The organism is Ignavibacteriales bacterium (assembly GCA_026390815.1).
Taxonomy (GTDB): domain Bacteria; phylum Bacteroidota; class Ignavibacteria; order Ignavibacteriales; family SURF-24; genus JAPLFH01.
Window position 1 is genome coordinate 63,612 of record JAPLFH010000016.1, and the last position, 16,320, is coordinate 79,931.

At 33.7% G+C, this 16,320-nt stretch carries 13 protein-coding genes; 3 read left to right on the forward strand and 10 right to left on the reverse strand.

The window, feature by feature from the left end; translation table 11 throughout:
* Positions 1-2: 2 nt before the first annotated feature.
* From NTX22_06925 to NTX22_06940, 4 genes are all read right to left on the reverse strand, one after another.
* On the reverse strand, positions 3-596 hold the full coding sequence (locus tag NTX22_06925; protein ID MCX6150238.1) for a CvpA family protein: 594 nt from the start codon (positions 594-596) through the stop codon (positions 3-5).
* Positions 593-1,045 carry a GatB/YqeY domain-containing protein gene (locus tag NTX22_06930; GenBank protein MCX6150239.1) on the reverse strand — a complete coding sequence of 151 codons (453 nt, stop codon included), beginning with the start codon at positions 1,043-1,045 and terminating at the stop codon, positions 593-595. The genes NTX22_06925 and NTX22_06930 overlap by 4 nt, the downstream gene beginning before the upstream one ends.
* A 78-nt stretch (positions 1,046-1,123) precedes the next feature.
* Complete coding sequence (locus tag NTX22_06935) at positions 1,124-1,810, reverse strand: SDR family NAD(P)-dependent oxidoreductase (protein ID MCX6150240.1); 687 nt, start codon at positions 1,808-1,810, stop codon at positions 1,124-1,126.
* Between the two features lie 9 nt (positions 1,811-1,819).
* Positions 1,820-2,842, reverse strand: a complete 1,023-nt coding sequence (locus NTX22_06940) for a hypothetical protein (protein MCX6150241.1) — start codon at positions 2,840-2,842, stop codon at positions 1,820-1,822.
* Positions 2,843-3,033: 191 nt separating this feature from the next.
* Here NTX22_06940 and NTX22_06945 point away from each other — a divergent pair, with 191 nt between their 5' ends.
* The 3 genes from NTX22_06945 (at position 3,034) to recQ (ending at position 9,522) form a co-directional block, all read left to right on the forward strand.
* A complete protein-coding gene (locus NTX22_06945) occupies positions 3,034-4,455 on the forward strand; it encodes an amino acid permease (protein ID MCX6150242.1) in 1,422 nt (473 codons plus the stop codon).
* An 18-nt stretch (positions 4,456-4,473) separates the two neighbouring features.
* Entirely contained in the window at positions 4,474-7,290 is a 2,817-nt protein-coding gene (gene polA, locus NTX22_06950; protein ID MCX6150243.1) for a DNA polymerase I, read from the forward strand.
* 72 nt (positions 7,291-7,362) lie between these two features.
* Positions 7,363-9,522 (forward strand): DNA helicase RecQ, encoded by a 2,160-nt coding sequence (gene recQ, locus NTX22_06955; GenBank protein ID MCX6150244.1) that lies wholly within the window; start codon positions 7,363-7,365, stop codon positions 9,520-9,522.
* A gap of 30 nt (positions 9,523-9,552) precedes the next feature.
* Here the strand turns inward: recQ and NTX22_06960 are convergent, their stop codons facing one another.
* From NTX22_06960 to NTX22_06985, 6 genes are all read right to left on the reverse strand, one after another.
* Complete coding sequence (locus tag NTX22_06960) at positions 9,553-13,347, reverse strand: HsdR family type I site-specific deoxyribonuclease (GenBank protein ID MCX6150245.1); 3,795 nt, start codon at positions 13,345-13,347, stop codon at positions 9,553-9,555.
* 16 nt (positions 13,348-13,363) lie between these two features.
* The gene (locus NTX22_06965) at positions 13,364-13,783 is read right to left on the reverse strand and encodes a GxxExxY protein (protein ID MCX6150246.1); all 420 of its coding nucleotides are present in this window, start codon (positions 13,781-13,783) and stop codon (positions 13,364-13,366) included.
* 126 nt (positions 13,784-13,909) lie between these two features.
* Positions 13,910-14,992 (reverse strand): restriction endonuclease subunit S, encoded by a 1,083-nt coding sequence (locus tag NTX22_06970; protein MCX6150247.1) that lies wholly within the window; start codon positions 14,990-14,992, stop codon positions 13,910-13,912.
* Positions 14,985-15,170, reverse strand: a complete 186-nt coding sequence (locus NTX22_06975; protein ID MCX6150248.1) for a hypothetical protein — start codon at positions 15,168-15,170, stop codon at positions 14,985-14,987. The genes NTX22_06970 and NTX22_06975 overlap by 8 nt, the downstream gene beginning before the upstream one ends.
* Positions 15,163-15,306: a hypothetical protein gene (locus NTX22_06980; protein MCX6150249.1), complete on the reverse strand. Its 144-nt coding sequence runs from the start codon at positions 15,304-15,306 to the stop codon at positions 15,163-15,165. Before NTX22_06980 ends, NTX22_06975 begins: the two co-directional genes overlap by 8 nt.
* The gene (locus tag NTX22_06985) at positions 15,306-16,247 is read right to left on the reverse strand and encodes an ORF6N domain-containing protein (GenBank protein ID MCX6150250.1); all 942 of its coding nucleotides are present in this window, start codon (positions 16,245-16,247) and stop codon (positions 15,306-15,308) included. The genes NTX22_06980 and NTX22_06985 overlap by 1 nt, the downstream gene beginning before the upstream one ends.
* Positions 16,248-16,320: the final 73 nt, after the last annotated feature.

Genomic DNA, 16,320 nt, shown 5'->3' on the forward strand with positions numbered 1-16,320 from the left:
CCTTATTTCTTTTTCTTTTCGATTTGTTTAACAGGTTGATTGTTTTTCTGTTTGTCAGATGATTTGTTTTTTTGCTTATTATTAGCAGAAGTATCTATGTCTTTGCTTTCGATAAATTCTTTTACAAAATCTTTTCCACCAATTAGAAATCCAATTGTACTTGGAACAACATTATAAACCGGTTTATACAGCCAAGAAGCTTCTGCAGTTTTTGTTTTTGGAAAAGTAAATACACCAAGTAACAAAAGCAGTACGCTTAGGAAAAATACAATCTGAACTGTTCCAATTATTCCGCCTGAAATCTGGTTAACTAATTGGTTCACTTTGTCGTGAGGATGTACTAATCTTTTTATAACTGAAGCTGCAATAATTGTAATGATAAAAATAACAAATGCTCCAATAATGCCGGCAAGGTAAGGTTCATTGTTGAAAAATGGTGATAGTAATTTGCCAACAGGTTCAGAAAATTTTACTGCAAGAAAAATCCCTATTAGTATTCCGCTAAGCCCAATTAATTTCCGAACCATTCCATCTTTAAATCCTAGTATGAATCCAATAACTAAAAAAGCAATAATAATATAATCGATGTAATTCAATTACCGCTCAATAATTTTTCAACAATTGATTTAACAAGTTTACCATCGGCTTTACCTTTCAATTCTTTCATTGCAAGCGGCATAAGTTTACCAAAATCTTCTTTTGCTTTTGAATCGCTTTCTTCAGCAATCTTTTTAATTATAACTATTACTTCTTCTTCAGTTAATTGTTTAGGAAGGTAATCCAGAAGAATTTTCATTTCCGCTTCTTCTTTATCAGCCAAATCATTTCTGTTGGCATTTCTATACTGTTCAATTGCATCTTTTCGTTTTTTAACTGCAGATGTAAGCATTTTAATTTCATCATCAGGATTAATTTCTCTTCCAACACCGCTTTTTTCAAATTCCAATATTAATGCGCGGATAGAACGCACTGTTTCAAGTCGAAGCTTTTCTCCGGATTTCATTGCAGTTTTTAAGTCCTCGTTAATTTTTTCTTTTAATGTCATAACTATCCTTGAATATTTTTGAGTTACTGCCTAAAATTTTCTAAGTAAAAATAAATCAAATAGAATTAAATATCGAACTTATATATTTAGATTGTAAGGCAACCGTATAATGTTACCAGAAACAATCCTAAAGTTTTCAAAAATGTTAGAAACTAATTCTCCAATTTCATTTAATTTAATAAGCGAAGTTTGATCTGTAACCCATTGCCTGTTTTCTTTTGTATCCAAAATGAACGGAGCAATTGCATTTGCTGAAAGACTAATCTCTTTGCCTTCCACAGCAAGAGTTTGCACCAGGTAATTTAATGCAGCTTTGGAAGCACCGTAAGAAGATTTATTCCCTTCCGGTTGAAGGCTTGTTAAAGCAGTTGTAAAACAAATTGAACCGCCAGCAGATTTTTTAACTAACAATGAAAAATGTTTTGCAATCAAAAAAGAAATGTTCACATTCAGTTTAAAAATAAACTCCCAATCCTTTTGCTCAATCTCCCAAAGATTTTTTCCGCCATCATAACCACCAATTGTGCTGAACAGAAAAAAAAGTTTATCTTTTGCTGGTTGGATCTTGGAAAAAATATTAATAACATTTTCTTCGATTGACAAATCAACGGTATGAATAAATTCTGTTTTATCATTTAGAATACTGATGCTATTTGGATTTTGTCCAAATAAATAAATCTTTTCGAAATCTTTTTTGGATAATATTTCCGTAACACCATTGCCAAGATTTCCGTCTGCACCAAATATCAATAATTCTTTTTTCATCGCAGTTCTCTATTTAAGTAGAAATTTTGCTATGACAGGAAAGTGATCGCTATAACCGCCAAGATAACGGTTGCCGCCGCCGTAAGTCGGAAAGGCGGCACCTTTAAATTTACCGCTTCTTGTAACCATAATTTCAGGTTTATAAATTTCGAACGAATCACAAATATATTTTTGTTGAAGAAGTCCACCAGAAACGATAATCTGGTCAAGCATGTTCCAATTCAATTGGTACAAATACGTTCCCTCTCCTGCTTGCGATTTCTTATATGCTAAATTGAAAAGATCTTTGGAATTAACTTGAGATATATTACTGCAGTCAAAATCTTTTGCATTCAATGTTTCGGAAATTGATTTGTTATTTGGTTCATCATTAAAATCGCCCAGTATTATAATCTTTGCATGATAATTTCTCAAGAATAACTTATTAACCTCAGTCCGTAACACCAATGCAGCCATTAACCTGTTTACTTCGGATTCCGTTTCACCACCTCTCCTACTTGGCCAATGATTTACGAAAACAGAAATAGTATCTTTATCCCTTGTTAACAAATTAACATTTAGGATTAATCTTGTGGGCCATTTATCCGGCAGATTTACAGTATCAGTTATAATGCTTATCAAATTGAAAATATCGGAGTTATAAATTAATCCTACATCAATTCCTCTTTCATCCGGACTTTCTGCATATGCCACTTTATAGTTTTTTGCAATAGTGTATTTTTTAACCAAAGTATCAAGCAATGCTTTGTGTTCAACTTCTTCCACACTTAAAATATCAGGACCAATTCCATCATTCATCGAAAGAATTACTTTAGAAATATTGGAAAGTTTTTTATCAAGCTTTTCCTGGTCCCATTTTTTTTCACTTGAAGGTGTAAATTCATCATCATTTTTAGCGGGATCATCTTCGGTATCAAAAAGGTTTTCCAAATTCCAGTTGGCGGCAACAAAATATTTCTTTTCTTGCCCATTAATATTTGAGACAAAAACTAACGAACCAATCAATAAAATTATTAAAGTGATATTTTTCATATTAGTTTGTATTTAATTATTGTTTGTTAATTCTTAACAAATCTATTGAAATTAAATGTGCTAATCAAATTTATTGCTTAAATCCAAATAAAATCTACAACATTTTATAAAAATGAAAATTCTTTTATCTGCCAGTTTCATTTAATAGTTCAAATAAGTATTTTCACAAAAAGTATTAAGGACATAATCGAATGATCAAAAGCGGTAAAGAACATGAACTTGTGCGAGGATTAAGTCTTTTAGCAGCAATGATGATTGTTGCAGGTTCAATGATTGGCTCAGGTATATTTAGAAAACCGGCAACTATGGCTGGTCAATTAATGTCACCTGAATTATTGTTGATTGTATGGATAGTTGCAGGGTTGATAACATTTATTGGTGCGCTATCTAATGCAGAAGTAGCTGGTATGATTGACGAAACTGGCGGGCAATTTATTTATTTCCGTAAAATGTATGGTGACTTTACCGCTTTCCTTTATGGCTGGGCAACATTAGCCGTTATTCAAAGCGGCAGCCAGGCAGCCATAGCTTATGTGTTTTCTGAATACTTAGGCTACTTCTTTAAATATCCTCACTTCTCTAAAGAGGTTGAGCAGTTTGCCATTTATATGCCGTTTGTTGGAGATATTTTTCCCTTAAAGGATTTTGGAACTAAGGCAGTTGCTATGCTTTGTCTTGGTTTTTTAACTTTTGTTAATTATATCGGAGTTGTATTTGGTGGAATAGTACAAATTATAATAACCATCATAAAGATTGCTTCAATCCTTATTCTAACAGCCTTAATTTTAATTCTCGGTAATGGATCTTTTAGCAATGTTTACACTGGATTTAGTTTACCGGTTAACAATGGTCATAGTATTTTTGTAATGATGGGATTAGCATTAGCCGGGGCTTTTTGGGCTTACGATGGTTGGAATAATGTTACTTATGTATCCGGTGAAGTTAAAAATCCTAAACGTAATATTCCCCTGGCTTTGCTTTTTGGAACATTGATTGTAATTCTAGTATATGTGGTAATTAATATTGCATACCTTTATATCCTTCCAGTAAAAGATATGGCAAATTCACCGCTTGTAGCTGCTTCTGCTGCACAAGTTATTTTTGGTCCGCTTGGAGCTTCAATAATTTCTATCGCTGTAATCGTTTCTACATTTGGAGCAGTGAATGGAAGTATCTTATCAACTTCCAGAGTTTTTTATGCAATGGCAAAATCGAAATTATTTTTTAAGAGTTTGGGAAACGTTCATGATAAATATAAAACACCTCATATTTCACTTGTGGTACTTGGAATTTGGTCCAGTGGATTAGTTCTTACCGGCACATTTGATATTATTACTGACTACGTGATGTTTGCCGCCTGGTTGTTTTATGCATTAGGTGCATATGGAGTTTTTATTTTACGCAGGAAAATGCCGGACACTCCACGACCGTACAAAGTTTGGGGTTATCCATATACCCCTGCAATATTTATAATTTTTTCGTTAATATTTTTATTAAACACTGTTATTTCCAATACACGGAATGCAATGATGGGATTGATATTAATTTCACTTGGATTACCCATTTATGCGTACTGGAAATATTTTTCAAAAAAGAATTCTACATCTAATTAAAAATGAATCGAACTTAAAATGAAAAAGAAATTCGTAATCATAGATGCAATGGCATTAGCCTACAAAGCATACTTTGCTTTTATCACTCGTCCTTTAAAAACTACTAAAGGTGAACCGACATCGGCGGTATTTGGATTTATCAACCAGCTTTTAAAAATTCTTGAAACGAATAAACCTGATTATATAGCTGTGGCTTTTGATTCAAAAGGAAAAACATTCCGGCATGAACGTTATGAAAAATATAAATCATCGCGTGCAGAAATGCCGGAAGATCTTATTCCTCAGATTAAAAGAATAAAGCAGGTTATAGAAGCTTTTGATATTCCGGTTTATATCCTTCAGGGTTATGAAGCTGATGATATAATTGGTACTGCTGTTAAGAAGGCGGAAGAGCTGGGTTTTGAAGCATTTGCAATTACACCTGATAAAGATTTTAATCAATTAGTTACTGAAAATATAAAGATTATAAAACCAGGGAAATCCACTGATGAAATTGTGTTAGTAGATAAAGCCTGGATAAAAGAAGAATTCGGATTTGAACCGATCCAAATGATTGATTACCTGTCCCTTGTTGGTGATGCTTCTGATGATATTCCCGGTGTTGCCGGCATTGGTCCAAAAGGTGCAATACCATTAATCCAAAAATATAAATCGGTTGAAGGGATATACCAGAATATTGATGCAATTGAAAAAGCTGGTATTAAACAAAAGCTTATAACTGGAAAAGAGAATGCTTTTCTTTCAAAAGAGTTAGCTACGATACATACTGAGGTTCCAATTGATTTCGATTTCGAAAAAGCTGCTTTCACCAAACCAGATATTGAAAAGCTGAACAATTTATTCATTGAATTAGAATTCAGGTATTTTGCTCAACGACTTCTGAAAATTTTTGGCGAAGAATTGAAGCCGCAGACTAAGGTTAATGAAAAGGTTTCTAAGGAAGAAACTAAAATAGAAAATCCAGAGACAGAAGTTTTGAAGCAGGAAGAAATCAAATCATTTAATTCAAAAGATGTCAATTATCAATTGATAACTGAATATAAAAAAGCAAAAGAACTTGCAGAAAAATTACAACATACTTCACTTTTTGTTTTTGATACTGAAACAGACTCGTTGGATAGTTTTGATTTGAATCTTGCCGGAGTTTCTTTTTGTTTGAAAAAGGGTGAGGCATTCTATATCGCAACAAATCCGTTTCCTGATCGTAGCGATTTATTTTCACGTGATCTTTCTAACCGTTTACATATTAATGACTTCATCAAAATATTCAAACCGATATTTGAGGATGAGAAAATAAAAAAGGTTTGTCAGAATGGTAAGTTTGATATATCTGTTTTAAGGAAGTACGATATTGTTGTAAAGAATTTTTTCTTTGATACAATGCTGGCAAGCTACGCCATTGATCCAGATCAGAAACATGGAATGGATGACTTATCTGTGAAATACCTGAACTATCAACCTATTCCTCTTTCCAATCTAATTGGCTTAAAAAAAGATCCATTAAAAATTTTTGATGTTGATTTAGAAAAGTTATCCGACTATTCCTGTGAGGATGCTGATATTACTTATCATTTATTTGACATTCTTTCCAGGGAAGTTGAAAAAGATAATTTGGAAAATTTATGCTTCAATGTAGAATTTCCATTAGTAAATGTTTTGGAGGATATGGAAAGAGAAGGAATTAAAGTAGATGAAAATTTCCTTAAAGCATTCAGCAAAGAACTGCAAATACAGCTTGATGGACTTGTAGAAAATATCTGGAAGATTGCCGGTGAAAGATTTAATATCAATTCACCTAATCAATTACAGAAAATCCTTTATGATAAATTAGGACTTGCTACCGGTAAAAAAACCAAAACCGGTTTTTCCACCGATGCAAAATCCCTGGAAGTTCTTCAAGGTGAACATGAAATAATTGATCTGCTGATGAACTATCGACAAGTGCAAAAATTAAAATCTACTTACTCAGATACTCTTCCAGAAATAATTCATCCAAAAACTGGTAGAATACATACCAGCTTTAACCAAACTGTTGCATCTACCGGAAGACTGTCATCTAATAATCCCAATCTTCAGAACATACCGATCCGAACTGAACTTGGGAAAGAAATAAGAAAAGCATTTGTTCCAAGAGATAAAGATTATATCATTTTAAGTGCAGATTATAGTCAGATTGAATTAAGAATAATGGCAAGCATTTGTGGAGATGAAGGATTGTGCAAAGCATTCCGGGAAGGCGAAGATATTCACCGTAGCACTGCTGCATTGGTTTTCCAGGTTGATCCAAAAGATGTAAATCCTGATATGAGAAGGAAAGCTAAAGAAGTAAACTTCGGAATCCTTTATGGCATTGGAGTTTTTGGGTTAAAAACAAGACTTGGAGTTAGTCAAGCACACGCAAAGGAAATTATTGATACATATTTCAAATCCTTTAACAAAGTAAAAAGTTATATGGATTCGGCGATTGCACAAGCAAAAGAAAAAGGTTATGCAGAAACTTTAATTGGCAGAAGAAGATACCTTAGAAACATCAATAGCAATAACCACGTGGTGCGTTCGTTTGAAGAAAGAGCCGCCATAAACATGCCCATCCAGGGAACGGCTGCGGATATGATTAAGATTGCGATGATAAACATCCACAATGAACTTATTAAGAGAAAAGCTAAAACTAAAATGGTTCTTCAGGTACATGATGAACTTGTTTTTGATGCGCACAAAGACGAAATCGATACGCTCAGACCAATCATAAAGGAAATTATGGAAACTTCATTTCCACTTAATGTTCCTGTTGTTGTAGATACCGGCGTTGGCAACAATTGGCTGGATGCACATTAGGATGGTTGATAGAAATTTTTTAGACAGGATTATTTCCGAATTTATAATTACCCTAATATTGGTTTATTTTTAATGGATAAAGTAAACGCAATATTAAAAAATATTTTTGGTTTTGATTCGTTCAGACCGTTACAGCGGGATATAATTCAAACTATTCTTAATAAAAAGGATTCATTGGTAATAATGCCAACTGGAGGTGGTAAATCTATTTGCTACCAAATACCGGCATTACACTTTGATGGATTGACTATAGTAATTTCTCCGCTTATTTCTTTGATGAAGGACCAGGTTGAACAGCTTAAACAGCTTGGTATCAATGCAATACTTTTGAACAGTTCATTATCTACAAGTGACTATAACAATAATTTATCTATCGTTAGAAATCAGAAGACAAAACTACTTTACATCGCACCTGAGTCTCTATTCAAAGAAGAAATAATAAATTTATTAAAATCTATAAAGCTGGATTGCATTACTGTTGATGAAGCACACTGCATATCTGAATGGGGACACGATTTCCGACCTGAATACAGGCAGCTTGGAGAGTTTAGGAAAAATTTTCCATCTGCGGTTTGTGTTGGATTAACTGCTACTGCTACACCAAGAGTTCAGGATGATATTGTTAAGAATCTAAAATTGGTATCCCCTACCCGGTTTATTGCAAGTTTTAACAGGGATAATTTATTTTTACAGGTGCTGCCAAAAGGAAATTCATTCGATCAGACTGTTAAATTTTTAGAGGGACATCAAAATCAATCCGGAATTATTTATTGTTTTTCGCGGAAGCAAGTGGATAGTTTACATGAAGATTTATTTCATCTCGGGTATTCAACCAAACCATACCACGCGGGGCTTTCTGATGAAGAACGGAATTCTAATCAGGATCTTTTTATAAAAGATAAGATTCAAATAATTATTGCTACAATTGCATTTGGAATGGGGATCAATAAATCTAACGTTCGTTTCGTGCTTCATCACGATCTTCCTAAAAATCTTGAGTCTTACTACCAGGAAATTGGCAGATCAGGTCGCGATGGTTTGAAGTCTGATTGTCTGCTGTTATTTAGTTACTCGGACATTGCTAAAATAAATTATTTTATTGATCAGAAAGAAGATCAGCATGAAAGACTTTCTGCCAAAACACATTTAAATGAAATGGTTAGATTTGCAGAAACCGAAATCTGCAGACGAATTCCGCTTATTAATTACTTTGGTGAGGATTATAAAATTGATAATTGTGGAATGTGCGATAATTGCGTTGCTGATGAAAAAGAATTAACGGATATAACTATTCCAGCTCAAAAATTCTTATCAACAATAAAACGAACCGGAGAAATATATGGGGCAAAATACATCATTGATGTTTTGCTTGGTATTGAATCGGATAAGATTTTTAGCAACCGGCATCAAAACTTAACAGTTTATGGAATTGGTAAAGAGTTAAAAAGAAAAGAATGGCAATTGCTTTCTCAACAGCTTTTGCGAAAGCAGCTTTTGTTTAGAGATGCTGAATTTGGAAGTTTAAAAGTGCCGGCTAAAGCATACAATGTTTTACTGAAAAATGAACGTGTGTTTGGATCGATTAAAGAACCAGAATTTGTAGCAAAGAAAGTTAAACCTGTCGATCAATCTTTTAACAACGAGCTATTTGAACTACTCCGCAAAAAGAGAAAAGAATTAGCTGATCGGTTTGATATTCCTCCATACGTAATATTTTCTGATAAGACTTTGATGCAAATGGCTATTTATTATCCGCAGACAAGAGAAGATTTTGCCAGTATAAGCGGGGTTGGAAAATCTAAGCTGGAACGATACGGCGAAATATTTTTACAGATTTTGAAGAGTTATTGCGCAAAAAAAAATATTTCCAGTAACAGGCAGGGATTGAGACCTTCTCAAAATAAAAAAACGGCAGATAAATTAAGACACGTTGTTGTTAGTGAAGCATATAATGCAGGTACTTCATTAGAAATTTTAGTAGCACAGTACAAAGTTAAACTTTCAACAATAATAAACCATCTTGGCAGGTATGTTAATGAAGGAAATAAAGTAAGGATTGATGGACTATTAAAATATATTACTTTGTCTCCCTATCGCCACCAAAAAATATTTGATGAATTTAAGAAAGATAACTCTGATAAACTGAGTCCGATTTTCGAAAAATACAAAGGGGAGATAAGTTACAATGATTTGCATCTTCTAAGAATAATATTTCTATGCAAGCATTCCTGAGAAACTATTAATTGAACCAGTCTTCTATAATCAACAATTTATTGTTAAATCATCTGCCAACAATTCCGCCTGTTTAAGTACGGTATCAATAGCTTTTTGTTGTTTGTCTGGTGGATAACCATACTTAGTTAATGTGCGTTTTACGAGCATCATTAGTTTCGCTCTTGCACTTTCACGAATTGTCCAATCAATCGTTGCATTTCTTTTTACTTTGTCAGCAATCTCTTTTGCAATAGTTTTTAATGTATCATCGCCTAAAACTTTTACTGCACTATCATTAGTTTCAAGTGCATCATAAAAAGCCAATTCATCTTGCGATAATCCAAGTTTCTCCCCTTCTTTATCCGATTCTTTAACTTCCTTTGCAATTTTTATTAGCTCTTCAATAATCTGGGCAGTTGTTAATAGATTATTTTGATATTTCTTAATTGCAGTTTCCAGCATCTCTAAAAACTTTTTACTCTTTACAAGGTTAGTTCTCAATCGTGATTTTATTTCATCATTTAAAATTTTCTTTAACAATTCAATTGCAAGATTCTTATGAGTCATTCCCTGAACTTCCAAAAGAAACTCATCTGACAAAATTGATAGATCTGGTTTTTCAATTCCTGCGGCTTCAAAAATATCTATAACTTTATCTGAACTTATTGCCTGGTCAACTATCATTTTAATTGCAGTATCAATATCTGTCTGGGATTTTCCTTTTCCCTCCGTCTCAAATTTTACTAACCTTGCTTTCACTACCTGAAAGAACGCAACTTCTTCTTTTATCTCCATTGCTTTTTCGTGCGGCATTGATAGTGCAAATGCCAGATTTAACAAAGTAACTTCATGAACAAAGCGATTCTTTCCATCCTGCAAACCTAAAATATGTTCTTCAGCCTGAAGAATTATTGAAAGCTTTTCCTGTGGTGTACCAGTAAAGAAACGATTGTAATTAAATCTAAATTGTCCTTTGTAATAAGCTGCCGGTTCCTCAACTAAAATATCTTTTTGTGTTTTACTTTCCTCATTAAACATCTGCTGAACAATCTCAAGCTTTTCAAGCATTACCTCTACAGCTTGCTCTATCTTTTCAGTTGGATCACCTTTACCACCAGAGTCTGAGTAAAATGACAACGCTTTTTTCAAATCTGTTGCAATACCAAGATAATCAACAACCAACCCACCGGGCTTGTCTTTAAAAACTCGATTCACTCTGGCTATTGCCTGCATTAGGCTATGCCCACGCATAGGTTTATCTATATACATCGTGTGTAAGCAAGGAACATCAAATCCTGTTAGCCACATATCAATTACAATAACCATTTTCAACGGATCAGCAGGATCTTTCATCCTGTCCGATAAATATCTTCGCTGCTGTTTTGATGTATGATGCTTTGCCAAAACGGGACCGTCGAAACTTGCAGCAGTCATTACAACTTTTATAGTTCCTTTAGTAAGATCTCCGTTATACCAATCAGGTTTTATTGTAATTATTTCATTGAAGAGATCCACGGCAATTCTACGGCTCATAGCAACAATCATTGCTTTGCCTTCAAATACTTGTTGACGTTTTTCAAAATGATTAACAATATCTTTCGCCAAATTTTTTATTCTATGATTGTTACCCACAATAGCTTCTAACTTAGACCATTTAGCTTTTGCTTTCTGTTTTTCTGTAATCTCTTCATCCTGCTCTAACTCTTTATCAAATTCCTCAATTAAGCGTCTGCCTTCTTCATCAAGATTAACTTTTGCAAGCCTGCTTTCATAATAAATCCTAACTGTTGCCCCATCCGCCACCGATTTCGCTATATCATAAATATCAACATAGTTGCCGAATACCTGAGGAGTATTTATATCTGTACCTTCAATAGGTGTTCCTGTAAATCCGATGTAAGTAGCATTTGGTAAAGCATCCCGCATATACTTTGCAAAACCATAAGCAATACGCTGCCCGATCACTGTGTTGCTGTCTTTATCTTTTACATCTTTTAACGATGCTTCAAATCCATATTGTGTTCTGTGAGCTTCATCTGCAATTACAATTATATTTCTTCTGTCCGATAGCTGATCATATTCTTCTTTGCCTACTTCCGGTAGAAATTTTTGAATAGTAGTAAATACAATTCCACCGCTTGCAACTTTTAATAATTTCTTTAAGTGTTCCCTGCTTTCAGCCTGGATTGGTTCTTGCCTAAGCAATTGTGTTGAAGCTGCAAATGTATCAAACAACTGATCATCCAGATCATTACGGTCTGTTATTACAACTATAGTAGGATTCTGCATCTCAGGTGCTGTAATAAGTTTACCGGAATAAAAAACCATACTTAAACTTTTACCTGAACCCTGTGTATGCCAAATTACTCCAGCCTTGCGGCTTCCGTAACCCTCACCCTTGCCCTCTCCCAATGGGAGAGTGTGGTTTGATTTAGAATATGTGTCCGAGAAACTGGTTTTTCCACTCCCGCTGGGAGAGGAGTTAGAGGTGAGGGATGAAGTTATTTTCTCAAATACTGACTCAGGATTATTTAATAACTCTTCATTCTTGAATCTTAAAACCTGATTGCCAAGCGAGGTTAAATATTTGTCCCTGATACTATCGTGTCTTTGTTGTTCCGGGGTATTATGGATTTCACCATCAAATTCAATTATTAAATTCTTTTCGCTGCAATAAAAATCAACAATATAAGAGCCGACTTGATGCTGTCGTCTGAATTTCAGATTAAGAAATTTTCTGTTGCGAACCAACTCCCAAAATATTTCTTCAGCTTTAGTTTGGTTTTTCCTAAGTTCTCTTGCTTCATCAATCAATCCTGAAAAATTAAATCCACCCCTATAATTTTTATCTCTCTGAGTTTCATCATTCATATTTCTCTCCCTCTGGGAGAGATTAAGAGAGGGTTGATAGCCAATAGCCCGAATAGTGCTATCAATAGCTTTGTTTACTGCGTAGTATTGATGATAAGCTGCTAAGATCTTTTCTGTAGATATTTGAACAATCCCATCATCAAGTCCTCTCCCATTGGGAGAGGATTTAGGAGAGGGTTTCATAGTTTTCTGGAAAACTATGAAATATCTTGTAATATCAAGTAATGTTTTAGGATTTAGCATCCCTTTGATAAGAGTTTCAAGCTGAGGAGTAAAACGTGATGCTTCTTTAGTTCCTTCTGAACTCTTCCAAGCCATAAAACGTTTGATACCGGCGGAAACACTACCTGCTTTACATTCTAATCCGTCTGAGATTACACAAATAGAATTGTAAGTAAATAAACCTGGAATAATAGCTTTATAAGTTTGTATCTGGTTAAATGCAGATTCAATTGTTGCGTTTTCATCTGCTGCATTTTTTAATTCTATTACTACGAGTGGAATACCATTTACAAAGAGTAAAATATCTGGTCTTTTGTTTTGCCTGCCCGCCGAGGCGGGGTTGTTCTCTACTATCGTGTATTGATTAACAACAAGGAACTGATTGTTCTCAACATTATCAAAATCTATTAACGCAACTTCATAACTTCTTTCATAACCATCCTGCTGATAAGGAATTTTTACTTTCTCTATTAAGCATTGATGAAATGTTTCGTTGTTATGAAGAAGATCCGGCGAATAGATGCGAAGTACTTTTTGTATTGCCTGTTCTTGTGCTTCTTTTGGAATGTGAGGATTTATTGTTGAAACTGCTTTACGCAATCGATCCGTTAAAATAATTTTATCATAATTTTCCCGTTCAGGTTTCTCGCCATCAGGAGATATTATAGAACCGTGGACATATTCCCAATCGAGTGAGTTCAGTTGCTCAATTGCGAAGTATTCTATTTTATCTTCGGTTATGGGTTTCATTTGTCTGAACTATGATTCATTTGATTTTCGGGTTTCCCTGATTTTTCTGTTTGAATTTTTTATTTTCAAGTCGCTTGAATTCCAGACTTTTTGCACCAAAATTTATTAATAGACCAACTTCTAAATCGTATGCTTCCAGATAATTGATTGCGCGGGCTAAATGCACATCTTCTAATTTTACCAATGCTTTTAATTCTACTGAAATTTTTTCTTCCACTAAAAAATCAACTCTTCTTGTTCCTATTTGTTGATCTTTATAATATACCGGCATTTCGTATTCTCTTGAAAACAATATATTGGAATCTATGAATTCTATTTCCAAAGCTCTTTGATAAATAACCTCCTGAAATCCATTTCCTAAAGCTGAATGTACTCTCATTGCACATCCTATAATTTTAGAAGTCATTTCAGAATATTTATACTTACCATCAATCATTGTCTGAACCGCTGATCCATATGATTCTTATGATTTATTTGATTTTTTATTGCTATAAACATAACTAATCCCTTATACAAAAATAATATTGTTAAACTTTTATTTATCATAATCATCGTTAATCAGTTAATCATATAAATCACAGTTCAGACGTATTTCTCCACTCATCAACTTGGGTAAAAGTGTATCGCGAAGTTGTGTGAGAGTGCGGATTTGATTGTTATTCGTTTTTATTTTATTCCAATATTGATTTGTAATGAAAATAAAATCATTTGTTTTTGCTGCTGGTGGAAAAGAGAAAATAATTGATTTCAACATTTCTTGATTGATTTTAGGTTGAACAGCACCAGTTACAATATTAGAAATATTTGTAAGCTTCAAGAAAATATAGATGAGATAATTTGTGTAAGGTTGCTTGGCAGTAAAAATGTGCGTATGATTATTTACCCAGAATTTGCCAACGGGCATTTGAAGTATCGGATAGCCATCTTCGGTCTCAACTGTTCCATCTTCACCCATTAAAATATATTCTCCATCAAATATATAATCGTTAATATAATCCATTATAGTAGCAGCACCATAGTAAGGGTAAAGAGTGCCATATTTCATTTTATCTCTTTCCATACTTGAGAGTGGTATTCTTTTACTATCAAAAATATTTATTACGTCTCCAAACGTTCCAACTTCCCAACTCTCATCCACCTCTTCCACAAACCACTGCCTAAAAAGTGTTTCTGCTAATTGTTCTAAGGTTTTGTTTTGGCAGTGGAGTAAATCTATTTTGTCATCTAAACTGCTTAGGATTGTGGCAATGGTGCGTTGTTCTGGAATTTCTGGAAAATAAAATCTGAGATCGTGTATATGATTTCTGTTTAATGTGGGTACTGCACTTCCAGCATTAAATTGTGAAAAGTCGAACGTTAGGAGAAAATAATAAATGTATTTTGGGATAGCATTTCGAAATTCTTTAACATATAGTACTGTATTATGAGCCCAATAATCTGATTCATAATATTTTGGATTACCAATATTACCGCTTCGACCTATTGTTACGCCTGGACCTTTTGTAGTAAAACTATTATGATAACCAATTATGCCGTTTGACCCTGCAACTGGATATGTGCCTTGAATCATATTGGTTCTTGGTAAATCGTGCCCTCTTTGGAATAGAACAATCTCTTCAAGTTTATATTCTTTCCACTCATCCATTATTCACCAACTCAATTATGCTTTTATAAATTTCATAATTGTCTGAACTCCCGCCGAGTCGGTACAAGTTATGATTTTTCTGATTAAGTGATTTGTTTAATTTATTTGAATTAGAATCATAGTAATCATTTAATCCCATAAATCCTGGTTCAGACGTTTTTGCTTTCCACTCACCCATTATTCACCAACATAATATAGTCTGAACTATGATTTTTATGATTAAATGATTTATTTGATTTTTTTGAATTTGAATCAGAGTAATCATTTAATCCCATAAATCCCGGTTCAGATATTTTTGCTTTTGTATTACTCATTATTTTTTCTCATTCAGCTTATCTAAAATCTGCAATGCTTTCTTTTCGAATTTAGAAAAAGCAAACCATTTTTTGCCAAGATCCTTTAATGATGCTCCAATGTGATAAACATCTTCATTATCAATTATCATAAATCTATCGTGGGAGTCCTTAAATTCTTTAATTTCAATTGAAGGATATTGAGCGTTAAATTTTCCCAAATCGAGCAGCAACTCTTTTGTTATCCTCTTTATAAGAATTGTTACTGCAACGTTCTTTTTTCTTTTGGTAAATAAATTAAGTACAGTGTCATCAATGTAATTATCAATTAAGAGGATAGACTTTTCTGCTTTCCGGATAAGATCAGAAACAAATTTGTGAGCATCGAAAATCTGCCCGTCAAAAAAGATTCCCTGTTTGGGTTCTAAATCTTTACTTTGCAATTCATCAAAAACTTTATCAAACTTTTCAGTGGTTTCCATTTCGTGTTTTATCTGTCTTCTCTCAACAGTATCAATCCTTTGGAAAAGCTGTGCATTGTTTATTATAAATTTCCGCATTGCCACAAAAGCACTGATTATCTGAATACTCATTTTAACAGCAGTATCACTTTTCAAAACACCGGAGAGCATTGCAACACCCTGCTCAGTAAATGCATAAGGTAAGTATCTTCGACCACCTTTTTTAATTGAGGTCGCAAATTGCGACCTCAAAGCCATACTATTGGAAGTAACAATTTGTGACTTCCATTCTTCGTATTCAACCTCAGTAAGACGGAACATGAATTCATCGGGAAATCTTTCATTGTTTCTATTTACTTGTTCATTGAGTCTTTTAGTTTTAACACCATAAAACTCAGCTAAATCGCTATCAAGCATTACCTGGACATCACGGATAGTATAAATTTTTCGCTGAATTGCAGTTGAGTCATAAACGACTATATTATTTTTAGATTCATTCATCTGTTATCTCATTACTATTTCTGTCAAAGGTCGCAAATTGCGACTTCAAAATTGCTATTTCGTCAAGTAATTG

Excerpts from the sequence above, each read along its gene's own strand:
- NTX22_06930 (MCX6150239.1), bottom strand. The coding sequence starts at position 1,045 with ATGACATTAAAAGAAAAAATTAACGAGGACTTAAAAACTGCAATGAAA.
- NTX22_06935 (MCX6150240.1), bottom strand. The coding sequence starts at position 1,810 with ATGAAAAAAGAATTATTGATATTTGGTGCAGACGGAAATCTTGGCAAT.
- NTX22_06940 (MCX6150241.1), bottom strand. The coding sequence starts at position 2,842 with ATGAAAAATATCACTTTAATAATTTTATTGATTGGTTCGTTAGTTTTT.
- NTX22_06945 (MCX6150242.1), top strand. The coding sequence starts at position 3,034 with ATGATCAAAAGCGGTAAAGAACATGAACTTGTGCGAGGATTAAGTCTT.
- polA (MCX6150243.1), top strand. The coding sequence starts at position 4,474 with ATGAAAAAGAAATTCGTAATCATAGATGCAATGGCATTAGCCTACAAA.
- recQ (MCX6150244.1), top strand. The coding sequence starts at position 7,363 with ATGGATAAAGTAAACGCAATATTAAAAAATATTTTTGGTTTTGATTCG.
- NTX22_06960 (MCX6150245.1), bottom strand. The coding sequence starts at position 13,347 with ATGAAACCCATAACCGAAGATAAAATAGAATACTTCGCAATTGAGCAA.
- NTX22_06965 (MCX6150246.1), bottom strand. The coding sequence starts at position 13,783 with ATGATTGATGGTAAGTATAAATATTCTGAAATGACTTCTAAAATTATA.
- NTX22_06970 (MCX6150247.1), bottom strand. The coding sequence starts at position 14,992 with ATGGATGAGTGGAAAGAATATAAACTTGAAGAGATTGTTCTATTCCAA.
- NTX22_06975 (MCX6150248.1), bottom strand. The coding sequence starts at position 15,170 with ATGGGTGAGTGGAAAGCAAAAACGTCTGAACCAGGATTTATGGGATTA.
- NTX22_06980 (MCX6150249.1), bottom strand. The coding sequence starts at position 15,306 with ATGAGTAATACAAAAGCAAAAATATCTGAACCGGGATTTATGGGATTA.
- NTX22_06985 (MCX6150250.1), bottom strand. The coding sequence starts at position 16,247 with ATGAATGAATCTAAAAATAATATAGTCGTTTATGACTCAACTGCAATT.